Genomic DNA, 15,954 nt, shown 5'->3' on the forward strand with positions numbered 1-15,954 from the left:
CGGGCGGTGGGAGCCGTCCACAAGAGAGAGTGTGAGGGTGCTCGTACTCGTCGCTCCCGGCCAAGGCGCTCAGACGCCCGGCTTCCTGACTCCCTGGCTCGACCTCCCCGGCGCCTCCGACCGCGTCGCCGCGTGGTCCGACGCCATCGGGCTCGACCTGGTCCACTACGGCACGAAGGCCGACGCGGACGCGATCCGGGACACGTCGGTGGCCCAGCCGCTGCTCGTCGCCGCCGGCCTGCTGTCCGCCGCCGCGCTCGGCAGCGAGTCGTTCTCCGCCGGCGCGGCGGGCACCCCGGGTGCCGTCGCCGGTCACAGCGTCGGCGAGATCACGGCGGCCGCGTTCGCCGGTGTCCTCGACGAGACGGCCGCGCTCGGCTTCGTACGGACCCGTGGGCTGGCGATGGCCGAGGCCGCCGCCGTCACCGAGACCGGCATGTCGGCGCTGCTCGGCGGCGAGCCGGAGGTCACCGTCCCGCACCTGGAGAAGCTCGGTCTGACCCCGGCGAACGTGAACGGCGCCGGCCAGATCGTCGCCGCCGGCACCATGGAGCAGCTCGCGGCGCTGGAGGCGGACCCGCCCGAGGGCGTACGCCGCGTGGTGGCGCTCAAGGTCGCCGGAGCGTTCCACACGCACCACATGGCGCCCGCTGTCGGGACGCTGCGGAAGGCCGCCGAGGGCCTGACGGTCGCCGACCCCACCGTGACGTACGTCTCGAACAAGGACGGGCAGACCGTCGCCACGGGCGCCGAGGTCGTCGCCCGCCTGGTGGGGCAGGTCGCCAACCCCGTCCGCTGGGACCTGTGCATGGAAACGTTCCAGCAGCTCGGCGCGACCGCTCTGGTCGAGGTGTGCCCCGGCGGCACGCTCACCGGTATCGCCAAGCGTGCCCTGAAGGGCGTCAGGACGGTCGCCCTGAAGACGCCGGACGACCTCGACGCGGCCCGTGCGCTCATCGCCGAGCACACGACGCCCGCCGTCTGACAAGGAGCCGTAGAGCATGGCGAAGATCAAGCCCAGTCAGGGCGCCCCGTACGCGCGCATCCTGGGTGTCGGCGGCTACCGGCCCACCCGTGTCGTGCCGAACGAGGTGATCCTCGAGACGATCGACTCGTCCGACGAGTGGATCCGCTCGCGCTCCGGCATCACCACCCGCCACTGGGCCTCCCCCGAGGAGACCGTGACCGCGATGTCGGTCGAGGCGGCCGGCAAGGCGATCGCCGACGCCGGGCTGACGCCCGAGCAGATCGGTGGCGTGATCGTCTCCACCGTCTCGCACTTCAAGCAGACCCCCGCCGTCGCCACCGAGATCGCGGACAAGATCGGCGCGAAGAAGCCGGCCGCGTTCGACATCTCGGCCGGCTGCGCCGGCTTCGGCTACGGCCTGACCCTCGCCAAGGGCATGGTGGTGGAGGGCTCGGCGGAGTACGTGCTGGTCATCGGCGTCGAGCGGCTCAGCGACCTGACCGACCTGGAGGACCGTGCGACGGCCTTCCTGTTCGGCGACGGCGCGGGCGCCGTCGTCGTCGGTCCGGCCAAGGAGCCGGCGATCGGCCCCACCGTGTGGGGCTCCGAGGGTGACAAGTCGGAGACCATCAAGCAGACCGTCGCCTGGACCGACTACCGGGACGGCACGGTCGACAAGTTCCCCGCCATCACGCAGGAGGGCCAGGCGGTGTTCCGCTGGGCCGTCTTCGAGATGGCGAAGGTCGCCCAGCAGGCCCTGGACGCCGCCGGCATCTCGGCGGCCGACCTGGACGTCTTCATCCCGCACCAGGCCAACATGCGGATCATCGACTCGATGGTGAAGACTCTGAAGCTGCCGGAGCACGTCACCGTGGCCCGCGACGTGGAGACGACCGGCAACACCTCGGCCGCCTCGATTCCGCTCGCGATGGAGCGGCTCCTGGCGACCGGTCAGGCGAAGAGCGGTGACACCGCGCTCGTCATCGGCTTCGGGGCGGGTCTCGTCTACGCCGCGACGGTCGTTACCCTCCCCTAGGCACCGTTCGGGGTTTCTCCGGACGATCAGCCGCAAAACCCTCTGAGAAACACCTCTGAGATACACACCGAAGGAGCGCCACATGGCCGCCACTCAGGAAGAGATCGTCGCCGGTCTCGCCGACATCGTGAACGAGATCGCCGGCATCCCGGTCGAGGACGTCCAGCTGGACAAGTCCTTCACCGACGACCTGGACGTCGACTCGCTCTCCATGGTCGAGGTCGTCGTCGCCGCCGAAGAGCGCTTCGACGTCAAGATCCCCGACGAGGACGTCAAGAACCTCAAGACGGTCGGCGACGCCGCCGAATACATCCTGAAGCACCAGGGCTGATCGGACCGCCACCCGGCGGTGGCGCCGCATTCCCCGCATACCTCATACACGTGGAGAAAGAATTCCTGTGAACTCGACCAATCGCACCGTGGTCGTCACCGGTATCGGCGCAACCACACCGCTGGGTGGCGACTCCGCCTCGACCTGGGAAGGTCTGCTCGCGGGACGCTCCGGCGTCAAGCCCCTCGAAGGTGACCGCTTCGCCGACATGCCCGTCCGTATCGCGGCCCCGGTCGCCGTCGACCCCGGCGAGGTGCTGCCGCGCCCGCTGGCGCGCAAGCTGGACCGCTCGGCGCAGTTCGCCGTGATCGCTGCCCGCGAGGCGTGGGCCGACGCGGGCTTCACCGCCCCGGCGGGCGAGGACGCGTCCATCGAGCCCGATCGGCTGGGCTCCGTCATCGCCTCCGGCATCGGTGGTGTGACGACCCTGCTCGACCAGTACGACGTGCTGAAGGAGAAGGGCGTACGCCGCGTCTCCCCGCACACCGTGCCGATGCTCATGCCCAACAGCCCCTCCGCGAACGTCGGCCTGGAGGTGAACGCCCGGGCGGGTGTCCACACCCCGGTCTCGGCGTGCGCGTCGGGCGCCGAGGCGATCGGCTACGCCATCGAGATGATCCGCACCGGCCGCGCCGACGTGGTCGTCGCGGGTGGCACCGAAGCGGCGATCCACCCGCTGCCGGTCGCCGCGTTCGCCAACATGATGGCGATGTCCAAGAACAACGACGAGCCCCAGAAGGCCTCGCGCCCCTACGACAAGGGCCGTGACGGCTTCGTCCTCGGTGAGGGCGCGGGTGTCGTCATCCTGGAGTCCGCCGAGCACGCCGCCGCGCGTGGCGCGAAGGTCTACTGCGAGGCGCTGGGCCAGGGCCTGTCGGCCGACAGCCACCACATCGCCCAGCCGGAGCCGACCGGGCGCGGTATCGCCGCCGCCCTGCAGAACCTGCTGGACGACACCGACCTGAAGCCGGCCGAGGTCGTGCACCTCAACGCGCACGCCACGTCCACCCCTCAGGGTGACGTCGCCGAGGTCAAGGCGCTGCGCAAGGTGCTGGGCGACGACCTGGACCACGTGGCGGTCTCGGCGACCAAGTCGATGACCGGCCACCTGCTGGGCGGCGCGGGCGGTATCGAGACCGTCGCCACGGTCCTGGCCCTCCACCACCGCACGGCCCCGCCGACGATCAACGTCGAGGACCTGGACGAGGAGGTCGACGCCGACATCGTGCGCGACACGCCGCGTCCGCTCCCCGAGGGCACGATCGCCGCGATCAACAACTCGTTCGGGTTCGGCGGCCACAACGTGGTACTGGCGTTCCGGACGGTCTGACCTGGCGGCCGGCGACCGTGGACACCCGTGTGGGCCCGCCCCTTTCGAGGGGCGGGCCCACACGCGTATCCGACCCCGGAGCGGGGCGGGCGGGCACCCGGCGCGGGTGACGGCGCGCGTCGACGGCACGCGAGGACCCGGCCCGGGGCGCCGCCTCCGCAGCGCCGTCTCCCGGGTCCCCGGCCCCTTGGACGCCCGGCGCGGGGCGGGCGCCCGGTACGGAGCTGGGCGGGCGCTCGGCGCGGCGTGGTGCGGGCGGGGTGGTACGAGCGGAGGCGGGCGCTCGGCGGACCTGGCGAGCCCGAGCCAGGGCGGGCGCCCGGCACGGCGCGGGTGCTCCGCGTGGCGCGGGCGCTCGGCTGGTAGGGGCCGGGCGGTCAGGGGGTCAGACGACCTGGTGGAGCCAGCGGACCGGGGCGCCTTCCCCGGCGTAGCGGAAGGGTTCGAGTTCGTCGTCCCAGGGCTTGCCCAGGAGCCTGGCGATCTCCGCCTCCAGCTCGGTCTCGCCCTGGGCCGAGCGGACGAGCGCGGCGCGCAGACGGTCCTCGGGGATCAGGATGTCGCCGTGGATGCCGGTGACCGCGTGGAAGATGCCCAGCTCGGGCGTGGCGCTGTAGCGCTCGCCCTCGGCGGTGGCGCAGGGCTCGGCGGTGACCTCGAAGCGGAGCATCTGCCAGCCGCGCAGCGCGGAGGCCAGCTTGGAGGCGGTGCCCGCTTCGCCCCGCCAGGAGAACTCCGCTCTCCAGGTGCCGGGGGAGGCCGGCTGCCGGATCCAGTCGAGTTGGACCCTCGCACCGAGCACTCCCGCCACCGCCCATTCGACGTGCGGGCACAGCGCGCGCGGTGCGGAGTGTACGTACAGGACTCCACGTGTCGTCACCGGGACCTCCAGTGTGGGACGAGGTTCGCCTTTCCCAGCGGCCTCAGTAAACAGCATCGGGAGTAAAACTCCGCAAAAGGGACAGCATGTGACGTGATGTAATTTACCGGAGCCGATTGGCGAAGGCGCCTGACGGTTCGACGGGGAAAAGCTACCGTGCGCCGGGGCGCTTGGGATGACGTACGGTCTGCCCGGGGGAGCTCGACACCAAGCTTTCACTCGCCAGGACGCCGACGAAAGGGCTACCGGATGCCCGACAGCCGACGAGGCCGTATACGAACGTCCGCCGCCTGGGCGCCCGCCGCCGCCCTGGTGGCGGGCGTCGGCGTGTCCGGGTGCGAGGCGGGACCGGGGCCCGGGCCGGGGGTGACGTCGCGCCCCTCCCCCTCGCCGAAACCCACCCCCGCGTGGGACCCGAGTCCCGCCTCGATCGCGGCCGTGGGTGACTCGATCACGCGCGGGTTCGACGCGTGCGGGATCCTGGTCGACTGCCCGGAGATGTCCTGGGCCACCGGGGGCGACGCGCGGGTCAACAGTCTCGCGCGGCGGCTCCTGGGCCCGTCGGCACTGCCCGCGCGCAGCTGGAACCTGGCCCGGTCCGGGGCGCGGGTGGCGGAGCTGCCGAGCCAGATGGCGAAGGCCGGGGCGAGGAAGCCGGGTCTGGTGACCGTGATGGTGGGGGCGAACGACGCCTGCCGGGACAGCACCGCCCTGATGACTCCGGTGGCGGACTTCCGCGCCTCGTTCGAGGAGGCGATGCGGGAGCTGCGCGAGGTGTCGCCGAAGAGTCAGGTGTACGTGTCGAGCGTGCCGGACCTGAAGCGGCTGTGGTCGACCGGGCGGGGCAGTGCGCTCGGCAAGCAGGTGTGGAAGCTGGGCGTCTGCGCGTCGATGCTCGGTGACGCCGACGACCTCGGCCCGGCCGCCGAGGAGCGGCGCGAGCAGGTGTACCGGCGCGTGGTGGCGTACAACGGGGTGCTCCGCGACGTGTGCGCGAAGGACCGGTTGTGCCTGTACGACGGCGGGGCGGTGTTCGACTACCGGTTCACCGGCGAGCAGTTGAGCCCCTGGGACTGGTTCCACCCGAGCGGGGACGGTCAGCAGCGGCTGGCGGAGATCGCGTACCGCAACGTCACGGCGCCGGTTCCGCCCGCGTAGGCTCGACGGGCATGAGCGTCGAGGAGTGCGGCCGGCTGGCCGACGGTACGGTCGTCCACCGCTGGGTCCTGGAACGGGGCGGCACGCGGGTGGGGGTTTTGACGTACGGCGGCATCGTGCAGTCGGTGGAGGTACCCGACCGGCACGGCAGCGTGGCGAACGTGGTGCTGGGGCACGGTTCGCCCGCCGGGTACGAGGACGATCCGGGGCCGTACTTCGGGGCACTGGTGGGGCGGTACGCCAACCGGATAGCGGGCGGGTCGTTCACGCTGGACGGCCGCACCCACCGGCTGGCGCGCAACGGCGGGCCGAACAGCCTGCACGGCGGTGAGCGCGGGTTCGACAAGCGGGTGTGGTGCGCCGGGCCGGTGGAGGGCGGGGTGCGGCTGTCGCGGGTGAGCCCGGACGGCGAGGAGGGCTTCCCCGGGCGGCTGGAGGTGTCCGCGACGTACACGCTCGACGCCTCGGGCGCGCTGCGGATCGCGTACGAGGCGGTGACTGACGCGCCGACGGTGGTGGCCCTGACGAACCACACGTACTGGAACCTCGGCGGCGCGCAGGAGATGCGGCTGGCGGCCGGGCACTTCACCCCGCTGGACGACACCGGGATCCCGACCGGTGAGATCGCGGCGGTGGCCGGCACCCGTCTCGACTTCCGGGCGTTCCGCCCGGTGGGCACGGGGCTGGACCACAACTTCGTCCTGGACCGCGACTCCGGCGGCCCGGCGGCCGAGCTGTACTCCCCGGGGACGGGGCGCCTGCTGACGGTCCGTACGACGGAGCCGGGTCTCCAGGTGTACGCCCCGGACCACCTGGACGGAGTCGCCCTGGAGACCCAGGCCTTCCCCGACTCCCCGAACCGGCCGCAGTTCCCCAGTACGGTGCTGCGGCCGGGCGAGGTGTACACGTCGGAGACCGTCTACGCGTTCGGGATCCGCTAGTCCGCGTCCCGGAACCGCTAGTCCGCGTCCCGGAACCGCTGGTCCGCGTCCGGCCGCTGGTCCGTGCCGCCGACCGACAGGGTGGCGCGCAGGCGGGTGTCGGTCACGGAACGGCCGGCCTGGATCTCGTACGTGCCCGGGACCGCCGTCCACGCGCCGGTCCGCCCGTCCCAGACCTCGAACGCCCTCCTCGGGAGCGGGATCTCGGCCTCGGCGCTCCCGCCGGGGTCGGCCTCGACACACGCGAACCCGGCCAGTCGGCGGATGGGGCGCTCCACCGGACCGTCCTCGGGCGTGACGTACAGCTGGACGACTTCCCGGCCGGGCCGGGAGCCGGTGTTGCGGACGCGGACCGTGGCGGTGTCCGGGGTCAGCTCCAGGGACTCGTACTCCCAGGTGGTGTAGCCGAGGCCGTGGCCGAAGGGGTACGCGGGGGTGGCGCCGGCCCGGTCCCAGGCGGGGTAGCCGATGAAGAGGCCCTCGGTGTAGTGGAGTTCGCCGTCCGTCGGGGTGACCTCGGTGACGGGTGCGTCGGCGAGGGCGGCCGGCCAGGTGGTGGGGAGGCGCCCGCCGGGCTCCTCGGTGCCGAGGAGGACGTCGGCGAGCGCGGCGCCGCCCTCCTGGCCGGGGAACCAGCTCAGCAGCACGGCCGCCACGTCGTCCCGCCAGGGCATCTCGACGGGTGAGCCGGCGTTGACGACCACGACGGTGTTCGGGTTGGCGGCGGCGACGGCGCGCACCAGGTCGTCCTGGCGGCCGGGCAGCTTGAGGTCGGCGCGGTCGAAGCCCTCGGACTCGACGCGTTCGGTGGTGGCGACCACGACGATCGCGGTGTCGGCGGCGCGGGCGGCCTCGGCGGCCTCGGTGATCAGCGCCTCGGGGTCGCGGCGCGGCCCGAGGTGGGCGAGGGAGAACAGCACGCCCGGCAGCGGCGCCGCGTGCTCCTGGCCCAGGGGGTGGAGCAGCGACACCTCGACGGGGACGCCCTCGGTGAGGACGGCCCTGCCGCGTTCCAGCGGGGCGCCGAAGAACGCCTCGAACGGGTCGGCCTCGTCGCCCATGTCCTGGACGCCCTCGTAGAGGGTCTCGCCCGCGACGGTGAGGGTGAAGGCGCCGAGGCCCCGCGTGCCGAAGGTGTGCTCGCCGCTCTCGCGGGGCGTGAAGGTGCCGGTGACCTCGACGCTGTGCAGGGCCTCGTGGCTGACGCCCTCGGGCAGGTCGTCGCCGATCCACTGGACCTGGCCGCTGGGCAGCGACGCTTCGCCGAGGACGTTCCCGTCCGCGTCGCGGCAGACGGCGCGCAGCGCGAAACCCGGTCCGGCGGGGGCGGGTTCGTCGCTGGGGTCGGCGCCGGTCGCGTACGTCAGGGCGCCGGCGGGGAGCGCGGCGGTGAGGCCGTCGAGCGGGGAGACGGTGTGGTCGGGGAAGACCTGGGCGGAGCCGCCCCCGAGGACGCGGGCGTCGCGGGCGGCGGCGCCGAGGAGGGCGACGGTGCGGCCCGGCGCGAGGGGCAGGGCGCCCTGGTTGCGTACGAGGACGAAGGAGCGGTGGGCGATCTCGCGGGCGAGGGCGTCGCCGTCGATGGGCGCCGGCGGCTCGGTGACGACCGGCTCCGCGCCGTCCAGGGCGCCGACGCGGGCGGCGAGGCGCAGCACGTTGCGTACGGCTCCGTCGACGAGGGTCTCGTCGACCTCGCCGGCGCGGACGGAGGTGGCGAGGGCCTCGCCGTACACGGTGCGGGGGCCGGGCATGGCGACGTCGAGGCCGCCTTCGATGGCGCGCCGGGTGTCGCGGGCGGCCATCCAGTCGGAGACGTTGATGCCGTCGAAGCCCCACTCGCCGCGCAGCACCTCGTTGACCAGGTGGTGGTGTTGGGTCATGGTCTCGCCGTTGACCTGGTTGTACGCGGTCATGATGCCCCAGGGGCGGGCGTTCTTGACGATCGCCTCGAAGGGGGCGAGGTAGAGCTCGCGGAGCGGGCGGGGTGCGACGACGTTGTTCACGGTGAAGCGGTCGGTCTCGGCGTCGTTGGCGACGAAATGCTTGACGGTGGTGCCGACGCCGCCGTCCTGGACGCCGAGGACGTAGCCGGTGCCGATCTCACCGGTGAGGTACGGGTCCTCGCTGTACGCCTCGAAGTGCCGGCCGCCGAGGGGTGAGCGGTGCAGGTTGACGGTGGGGGCGAGGAGGACGTGGACGCCTTTGCGGCGGGCCTCCTGGGCGAGGAGGCGGCCGGCGCGGCGGGCGAGGGCCGGGTCCCAGGTGGCGGCGAGCGCGGTGGGGGACGGCAGGGCGACGGACGGGTCGTCCGCGGTCCAGCGGACGCCGCGTACGCCGATCGGGCCGTCGGACATGACCAGCGATTTCAGGCCGATCTCGGGGAGGGCGGGGAGGGACCACATGTCCTGGCCGGCCAGGAGGCGGGCCTTGGCGTCCAGGTCGAGCTTGCCGAGGGCCGCCTCGACGGCCTCCTCGCGCCGGATGCCGGTCGCGTCTGTCACTGTCGTACCTCCGTGTCGGCGTGCGTGGTACGCCCCATGGTGCGCCCATCACCTGTAGGGCAGTAGGTTTCGTTATATTTCCGTTACCAAAAGGATCGGGGTGCGAGGATGGCAGCGGCCAGGGCCAGGAGTGAGGAACGGCGCGCCGAGATCGTGCGCGCCGCCCTGGCGGTGATCGCGGAGCGCGGCTACCGGGGCGCGTCGCTCGGGGCGGTCGCCGAGCGGGTGGGCCTGACCCAGCAGGGGCTCCTGCACCACTTCCCCACCAAGGAGGCCCTGCTCGTCGCGGTCCTGGAGGAGCGCGACCAGTGGGACACCGGCGGGGGCGGCGGCCGTGGCGGCCGGCGGCTCGACCTGCTGGAGCCGCTCGTCGAGTACAACGCGATGCGGCCGGGCATCGTGCAGACCTTCTCGGCGCTGCTCGGCGAGAGCGTGACGGAGGGTCATCCGGCGCGGGAGTTCTTCACCCGCCGCTACAGCCAGGTGCGGGCCGAGATGGCGGACGTGCTGCGGGCGGAGTTCGGTGACCGGCTGCCCGGCGGGCTGACGCCGGAGGAGGCGGCGCCGCTGGTGACGGCCGTGATGGACGGGCTCCAGTACCAGTGGCTGCTGGATCCGGACGCGGTGGACATGCCGGCCGCCTTCCGGGGCTTTCTGCGGCTGTTGGGGGCGCGGTAGCGTTCCGGCACCCTACGGAAGGACTGCCCCCTGTGTCCCGGATACGGTCGCGTACGACGCTGGTCGCCGCTCTCGCCGCGCTGGCGGTCCCTCTGGCTCCCGCCCACGCGGCGGAGCCCCCCACGGAGCCCACCGTCGAGGAGGCCCGCCTCGACCGGGCCGTGCCGCGGGAGATCCTCGCCCGCGGCGGATTCGACACGGTGGCACCCGAGTTCGCGGCCGCGCTGGACCGGGCGGGGTCGTACGCGGCGGCCGAGCGGGCGGTCGTACGGCACGGGTCGCGGCTCTGGCAGCGGGCGGTGGACCGGGTGCAGGGGCGGGGACCGGCGCGGGGCGACCTCGCCCGGGACGACGACCGGCCGCTGTACTGGGCGCGGCTGGCCATGAGCCGCGAACTGCGGTCCTGGACGCCCGGCTTCGCCCAGCGGGCGGGGGCGCGGGAGCGGCTGCTGGACCGGCTGGAGACGTCGTCGCGGGGTCAGGACGCGATCCGCTTCCCCGCCGGGAAGGGCGTCAAGCGGGTGCTGGTGACCGGGTTCGACCCGTTCACGCTCGACCGGGACGTGCGGATCAGCAACCCGTCGGGCGCGGCGGCGCTGGCGCTGGACGGGACGCTGATCCGGACGGCGGACGGCGCCCTCGCCCGGGTGGAGACGGCGGTGTTCCCGGTGCGCTGGGCGGACTTCGCGGACGGCGAGGTCGAGCGCACCCTGCGGCCGCACCTGCCGCGCCTGGACGCCTTCGCCACGGTGAGCCAGGGCCGCGTCGGCCGCTTCGACGTCGAGCGCTTCAACGGGGCCTGGCGCGGCGGGTTCGGCGACAACGAGAAGGTGTCCGAGACGGGCCTCGTGCCGGTCGCCGACCCGGCGTCGCAGCCGCAGTGGACGGCGACGACCCTGCCGTACGCGAAGATCGTGGCGGCGGACACCGGCCGGTTCCCGGTGTACGACAACACGGCGGTGACCGAGGTCCCGGCGGGCGGCTCGGTAGCCGTGGTCCGGCCGGCGGGCCCCACGCCGGGCTCGGCGGCCCGTGCGGGCGGCGGCGGGGACTACCTGTCCAACGAGATCGCGTACCGCGCCACGCTCCTGCGTGACCGGCTGGGTCTGCCGGACCTGCCCGGGGGGCACGTCCACACGCCGGTCCTCCGGTTCGGCGCGGGCGGCACCGGCGCGGTGACGGACCCGGAGTTCCTGCGCGACCGGGCGGACATCACGGCCCAGGTGAGGGCGATCGTCGCGGTGGCCGCCGCCGGGGGCTGACGTCAGCGGACGGCGGCCAGGACGTGGCTGTGGCCGTACTGCCAGACCACCCCGACGTGCTCGAACCCCGCCTCGCGCAGCAGGTCGAGGTGGCTGGAGACGGTCAGGTCGTTGCCCTCGCAGCGGGGGTGCCGGTGGCTCCCGCACTGGGTGAGGAAGCGCGCCAGCTCGGGATCGGAGGCGGCGCCCGACCACCAGGACTCCCAGTCGTGGTGGGTGAGGGTCGGGTGCCGTTCGGCGTGGCGGCGGCCGATGTCGGCGGCCAGCTCGGAGACCTTCGGGGAGTCCGGGCTGATGTGGTCGCCGTTGACGAGGACGCCGCCGGGGCGCAGCCGCTCCGCCAGGTCCCGGTAGACCCGGCCGAGTGTGCCGTGGTCCAGGTAGTGCAGGGCCGTCGTCGACACGGCGGCGTCCACCGGCCGGTCCAGCGCGAGAGCGTCGAGCCAGCCCGGTTCGCCGATCATGGCCTCGACGTGGCGGAGGGCGGAGCCGTAGTACGTGCTGCCCAGCTCCAGCAGGAGGGGGTCGCCGTCGACGGCGAGCACCTCCGCGTCCGGCAGGCGGTGCGCCAGCCGCGCCGCCAGACACCCCGGCCCGCTCCCGAGGTCGAGGACGAGCGGCGGCCCGGTCCGGCCGCGCGTCACATGCTCGACGACGTCCGCGATGACGGTGAAGCTCTCCTCACGGTCGACCGCGTACCGCTGTTGCTGGTCCTCCCAGCGCTCCACCCACCGCGCGGCCGTCACCGCGTTCACACCCATAGCCGCCCGTGTCCTCCGCACCTCGCGACCCGCTCCTGCTATTGAAAATCATTGCAGACTGGCGAGGGTGCTGAGCAGCCTTTCCATCTCTTCGGGGGCGTTGTGCACATGGAGGCTCACGCGTACGGAGTCGTCCCTCTTGCCCCGCCCGGCCTGGCAGTGGCCGTCGGACCGCACCATGAACCCGTGGCTGAAGAGGATGAACCCCAGGTCGTGGGCGTCGATCGCCCGGTGCCGGAAGGTCACCAGGCTCCGGCGCCGCTGCACCTGTGAGCCGGCCGCCAGGCTGGTGCGGCAGCCGAGCACCTCGTAGGTGTCCGCCATCCCGCTCAGCCCGTCGGTGAGGAGGGAGGTGAGCGCCACGGTCCAGCGCTCGATCCGGTCGGTCCCGGCCGCGTCCAGCCAGTCGAGCGCCGCCACCAGGGAGGCGATGCCGACGGTGTTCGGCGTACCCCGCCACCCGCCCGGCCGGAACTCCGGCCCGCGCCGCTGCCGCGCCCACACCACCCCCGTGCCCGGCAGGGCGAGCGCCTTGTGGCCGGAGAACACCACGAAGTCCACGTCCGGATCGCCCACGGCCACCGGCAGGTGCCCGACGCTCTGAGCGGCGTCCAGACAGATGGGGACCTCCGGGCCGACCACCTGGCGGACGCGGTGGACGTTCATGTCGGCGCCGTACACGTGGTGCACGTGCGTGGCCGCCACGAACCGGGTGCGCGGGCCGACGACCCGGGCGAGCTCCACCGGGTCGTAGTCACCGGACGCCTCCTGGTACGGCAGCTCCCGGACCCGGATGCCGACCCCCTGGCGGGCCAGCAGCTCCCGGGCCTCCAGCCAGGGCGACAGGTTCGCCTGGTGGTCCTGGTACGGGACGACGATCTCGTCCCCGTCGGTGAGGAGCGCGGGCAGCCAGTCCCGCGCGACCGTGCGCAGCCCCTCGGTCGTCCCGCTGGTGAAGTGCACCGACGAACGGTCCGGTTCCGGATCGCCCAGGAACCGCTTGACCCGCTCCCGGGCCTCCTCCACCAGCGCCGTCGTGGAGTTGGCCCAGGGATAGGAGCCACGGCCCGCGTTGGCGTTGGACGTGGTGAGGTAGTGGTGCGCGGCGTCCAGGACCGCCTGCGGCTTCTGCCCGGTGGCCGCGCTGTCGAGGTACACCAGGTCCGGGTGGCCCACCACGATCGGGAACTGGGCGCGCAGCGCCCGGTGCCACGGCCGCAGTTCCTCGATCTCCGCGCCGGAGCCGGCCACTCAGTCACGCACCAGCGGCGCGCCCGCGTCCCGCCAGGCCACGATGCCCCCGGCCAGGCTGCGCACGTCGGGGTGGCCCATACGGGTCAGCAGGGCGGCGTACCGGGCCGACTTCTCCCCCACCGGGCACGCCAGCAGCACCGGCCTGCGCCTGCCGAAGGGCAGACCGCCCCGCAGCAGTTCGTCGAAGAGCTCGTCCACGATGTTCACCGAGCCGTCGATGTGCAGCGCGGTGTACGCGAACGGGCCGCGCAGGTCGATCACGAGCGGGTTCTCCTCCGCTATCCATTTCTGCGCGTCGGCGACGTCGATGACAGTGGCCGTGCTCGCCTCCATGTCGGTCAGTGTGGCCACCGAGTTCTTCACCGGCGGGCGCCCCAGCAGCTCGGGGCGGCGCTGCCGTACGTATCCGAGGTAGCTCTCCACCCGGTCGCAGACGATGAAGACGGCCGTCCGGCGCTCCGCCGGCTCCCCGCCGGGGGCCCGCCCGCCGTCGAGGGCCGCCCGCTCCACGGCCCGGAGGTGGCGTACCGCCCCCTGGAAGGCCGCTCCGCCGGTCGGCCCGGCGAGCAGTCCGCAGCGGCGCAGGAGGGTCACCATGCCATCGATGGCGTCGTCGGCGCTCACGGTCTCAATCGTGTCGTACGTGGCCGGGTCGAACAGGCCGACCTGCTGCACCTCGTCGGCGTTGCGGATGCCGGGGATGAAGTCGGCCTTCTCCCCGACGAGTCCGACGACCCGCACCGCCGGGTCGAAGGCGCGCAGAGCCCGGGCGACGCCGGTGGACGATCCGGCGGTGCCGACGCAGGCGATGAACCAGTCCGGGGCGCGGCCGTCCAGGTCCGCGATGATCTCGGGACCGGTGCCGGAGGCGTGGGCGTCGGTGTTGCGGGGGTTGAAGTACTGGTCGGTGTGGAAGTGGGCGCTGCCCGGTTGGTTCAGCCGCTGGTGGAAGAGGGTCAGCGGATCGTCGGTGTCGGTCGGGTCGAGGCACTCGGACTGTCCGGGCAGCTCCTCGATCTCGGCCCCCAGCAGCAGCAGGAGGTCCTTGATCTCCGGGATGCGCATCCGGTTGGTGACGCTCTTGAACGGCAGTCCGTGCAGGCCCGCGATGAGGGCGAGGGCCTTGGCGGTGTTGCCGCTGGACAGTTCGACGACCGTCTCGCCGCGCTCCCCGGCGGCCGCCAGGCCCTCGCGGGCCATGTTCCACGCGGCCCGGTCCTTGAGGGAGCCGAACGGGTTGAGCATCTCCAGCTTGGCGTAGAGGTCGACGGTGCGCAGACCGTGGACTTCCGGGTCGATGCGCACCAGCGGGGTGTCGCCGATGGCGTCGGTGATGCGGTCGTACCTCATGTGCGCTGTCTCCCCGGTCGTGTGATCGGCCAGTACTGCTCGTCGAGGCACCAGTGCCAGGCTCCACCCTCCCGGTGTACGGCGACCTTGCGGGCGACGGGCTGGCGCTGGGCGTGGGTGGCGCCGAAGTCCATGCAGTAGCCGGCGGTGTTGGGGAAGGCGAGGAGGTCGCCGGGGCGGGGCAGCCGGGGCAGGTGGACGACGCGGCGGGTGATGAGGTCCGACTCCAGGCACAGGTTGCCCATGAGGTGGACGGCGGCGGGCCGCTCGCCCCCGGCGGCGGGGCCGCCGTCGCGGGGCAGGAGGACGGGGTCCATGAGCACGCCGTGGTCCTCCAGGCCGGTGTCACCCGCGTTCATCGCCAGGCGCACCAGGTGCTCGCCCGTCTCCGTCGCCCGCACGTCCAGCACCCTGCCGAGGGTGAGCCCGCACTGGTCGACGAGCGCCCTGCCGGGTTCGACGTACAGCTCGTGCAGGCCCTCCAGCAGCAGGGTGCCGAGCGGGCGCCCGCCGAGGCCCGGGGCGGGGCGCGACAGCAGCTCGTCGAGGTAGTCGGCGCCGGCGAGGGGGCGGTGGGCCGGGTAGAGGCCCAGGGCGCCCTTGAGGGTGCCGTTCTCCATCCGGAGGCCGTAGCCGTGTCCGTCCCAGGTCATGGGCGGGCGGCGGCCCATGACCGCCTGGGTGAGCGCGGTGGTGTAGCGGTCCCACTGCTCGGCGTGGGCCAGGTATGTGACGCCGAACCCGCCTCCGACGTCGACGGCGCGCGGGGAGAATCCGCGCGCCCGGGTCTCCTCCATCACCCACAGGCAGCCCTCGAGCGCCGCCGCCTTCTCGTCCAGGCTCGTGGTGTCGAGGTGGTAGCCGACGCCGATCGGCTCCACCGCGTCCCGGTGCCGGTCCACCGTGTCGAGCAGGTCCTTCACGGAGCCGGCGGGGGCGCCGAACCGGCTGCGGCGGGACAATACGGTGGTGCCGGACGTGCCGAAGCCGGACAGCCGCAGCACGACGCGCAGGCGGGGCAGCTCGTACGCGCGGACGAGCCGGGCCGCCTGCTCGACCTCCCCGGGCCCGTCGGCGTTGACGATGGCGCCCGCGCGGGCGGCCAGCCACAGGAACTCCGGGTCCTTGGGCCCGGTCGTCATGATCCGGTCACCCGTCCACCCGGACGCGAGAGCGTGCTGCAGCTCGCCGAGGGAGGCGGCGTCGAGGCCGGCGTCCGTCGTGACGAGCCGCCGCACCAGCGCGCTGGACCGGTTGGCCTTGTGGGCGTAGAAGATCCGGCCGGTGAGCCGGTGGCGGCGGAAGACGGAGCGGAAACGCTCCACGTTCTCCTCGATCTGGCCCGGCAGCACGATGTTCAGGGGCGAACCCAGCGCGTCCACCAGCTCGTGGAGGAGCGGGCCGCCCTCCCCCAGGAGGTCCGCCGGCCCCTGTTCCAGGCGTGGTTCCAGGTACAACGGCTCTTCGGCCGTGCTCGCTGTGCTCGTCCCAGCCGTGCTCATCCC

The 15,954-nt window shown here is 73.3% G+C and carries 14 protein-coding genes; 8 read left to right on the forward strand and 6 right to left on the reverse strand.

The genetic code is table 11. From position 1 onward, the window contains the following. Positions 1–37 precede the first annotated feature (37 nt). The 4 genes from ABD347_RS01580 (at position 38) to fabF (ending at position 3,664) form a co-directional block, all read left to right on the forward strand. Positions 38–985, forward strand: coding sequence for an ACP S-malonyltransferase (locus ABD347_RS01580; RefSeq protein WP_344355456.1), 948 nt, complete (start codon positions 38–40; stop codon positions 983–985). 16 nt (positions 986–1,001) lie between these two features. After that, the gene (locus ABD347_RS01585; RefSeq protein WP_344355459.1) at positions 1,002–2,003 is read left to right on the forward strand and encodes a ketoacyl-ACP synthase III; all 1,002 of its coding nucleotides are present in this window, start codon (positions 1,002–1,004) and stop codon (positions 2,001–2,003) included. Positions 2,004–2,085: 82 nt separating this feature from the next. After that, positions 2,086–2,334 (forward strand): acyl carrier protein, encoded by a 249-nt coding sequence (locus ABD347_RS01590; protein WP_344355462.1) that lies wholly within the window; start codon positions 2,086–2,088, stop codon positions 2,332–2,334. Between the two features lie 67 nt (positions 2,335–2,401). After that, positions 2,402–3,664, forward strand: coding sequence for a beta-ketoacyl-ACP synthase II (fabF, locus tag ABD347_RS01595; protein ID WP_344355465.1), 1,263 nt, complete (start codon positions 2,402–2,404; stop codon positions 3,662–3,664). A 385-nt stretch (positions 3,665–4,049) separates the two neighbouring features. On the opposite strand, the gene ABD347_RS01600 is transcribed toward fabF, so the two are convergent. Next, on the reverse strand, positions 4,050–4,544 hold the full coding sequence (locus ABD347_RS01600) for a DUF3145 domain-containing protein (protein WP_344355468.1): 495 nt from the start codon (positions 4,542–4,544) through the stop codon (positions 4,050–4,052). Between the two features lie 273 nt (positions 4,545–4,817). On the opposite strand from ABD347_RS01600, the gene ABD347_RS01605 reads away from it, so the two are divergent. Beyond that, the gene (locus ABD347_RS01605) at positions 4,818–5,702 is read left to right on the forward strand and encodes an SGNH/GDSL hydrolase family protein (RefSeq protein WP_425575565.1); all 885 of its coding nucleotides are present in this window, start codon (positions 4,818–4,820) and stop codon (positions 5,700–5,702) included. An 11-nt stretch (positions 5,703–5,713) separates the two neighbouring features. Then, a complete protein-coding gene (locus ABD347_RS01610; protein ID WP_344355471.1) occupies positions 5,714–6,643 on the forward strand; it encodes an aldose epimerase family protein in 930 nt (309 codons plus the stop codon). A 17-nt stretch (positions 6,644–6,660) separates the two neighbouring features. Here the strand turns inward: ABD347_RS01610 and ABD347_RS01615 are convergent, their stop codons facing one another. Next, positions 6,661–9,144, reverse strand: coding sequence for a beta-glucosidase family protein (locus ABD347_RS01615; protein ID WP_344355473.1), 2,484 nt, complete (start codon positions 9,142–9,144; stop codon positions 6,661–6,663). A gap of 108 nt (positions 9,145–9,252) precedes the next feature. On the opposite strand from ABD347_RS01615, the gene ABD347_RS01620 reads away from it, so the two are divergent. Together ABD347_RS01620 and ABD347_RS01625 are read left to right on the forward strand one after the other, a co-directional pair. Next, positions 9,253–9,822, forward strand: coding sequence for a TetR/AcrR family transcriptional regulator (locus ABD347_RS01620; protein WP_344355476.1), 570 nt, complete (start codon positions 9,253–9,255; stop codon positions 9,820–9,822). A 32-nt stretch (positions 9,823–9,854) separates the two neighbouring features. Continuing rightward, positions 9,855–11,084 carry a pyroglutamyl-peptidase I gene (locus ABD347_RS01625; protein WP_425575549.1) on the forward strand — a complete coding sequence of 410 codons (1,230 nt, stop codon included), beginning with the start codon at positions 9,855–9,857 and terminating at the stop codon, positions 11,082–11,084. 2 nt (positions 11,085–11,086) lie between these two features. Here ABD347_RS01625 and ABD347_RS01630 read toward each other — a convergent pair whose 3' ends face one another. Genes ABD347_RS01630 through ABD347_RS01645 form a run of 4 tightly spaced genes read right to left on the reverse strand, consistent with a single transcriptional unit; the run spans position 11,087 to position 15,951 of the window. Beyond that, positions 11,087–11,845 (reverse strand): class I SAM-dependent methyltransferase, encoded by a 759-nt coding sequence (locus ABD347_RS01630; RefSeq protein ID WP_344355478.1) that lies wholly within the window; start codon positions 11,843–11,845, stop codon positions 11,087–11,089. 48 nt (positions 11,846–11,893) lie between these two features. Next, positions 11,894–13,096 (reverse strand): aminotransferase class V-fold PLP-dependent enzyme, encoded by a 1,203-nt coding sequence (locus ABD347_RS01635; protein WP_344355481.1) that lies wholly within the window; start codon positions 13,094–13,096, stop codon positions 11,894–11,896. Next, positions 13,097–14,449 carry a pyridoxal-phosphate dependent enzyme gene (locus ABD347_RS01640; protein ID WP_344355483.1) on the reverse strand — a complete coding sequence of 451 codons (1,353 nt, stop codon included), beginning with the start codon at positions 14,447–14,449 and terminating at the stop codon, positions 13,097–13,099. Then, entirely contained in the window at positions 14,446–15,951 is a 1,506-nt protein-coding gene (locus tag ABD347_RS01645) for a Y4yA family PLP-dependent enzyme (RefSeq protein ID WP_344355485.1), read from the reverse strand. Before ABD347_RS01645 ends, ABD347_RS01640 begins: the two co-directional genes overlap by 4 nt. Positions 15,952–15,954 lie beyond the last annotated feature (3 nt).

It is taken from the genome of Streptomyces gobitricini, assembly GCF_039532985.1.
Classification (GTDB): domain Bacteria; phylum Actinomycetota; class Actinomycetes; order Streptomycetales; family Streptomycetaceae; genus Streptomyces; species Streptomyces gobitricini.

Excerpts from the sequence above, each read along its gene's own strand:
- ABD347_RS01585 (WP_344355459.1), top strand. The coding sequence starts at position 1,002 with ATGGCGAAGATCAAGCCCAGTCAGGGCGCCCCGTACGCGCGCATCCTG.
- ABD347_RS01590 (WP_344355462.1), top strand. The coding sequence starts at position 2,086 with ATGGCCGCCACTCAGGAAGAGATCGTCGCCGGTCTCGCCGACATCGTG.
- ABD347_RS01610 (WP_344355471.1), top strand. The coding sequence starts at position 5,714 with ATGAGCGTCGAGGAGTGCGGCCGGCTGGCCGACGGTACGGTCGTCCAC.
- ABD347_RS01620 (WP_344355476.1), top strand. The coding sequence starts at position 9,253 with ATGGCAGCGGCCAGGGCCAGGAGTGAGGAACGGCGCGCCGAGATCGTG.
- ABD347_RS01630 (WP_344355478.1), bottom strand. The coding sequence starts at position 11,845 with ATGGGTGTGAACGCGGTGACGGCCGCGCGGTGGGTGGAGCGCTGGGAG.
- ABD347_RS01640 (WP_344355483.1), bottom strand. The coding sequence starts at position 14,449 with ATGAGGTACGACCGCATCACCGACGCCATCGGCGACACCCCGCTGGTG.
- ABD347_RS01645 (WP_344355485.1), bottom strand. The coding sequence starts at position 15,951 with ATGAGCACGGCTGGGACGAGCACAGCGAGCACGGCCGAAGAGCCGTTG.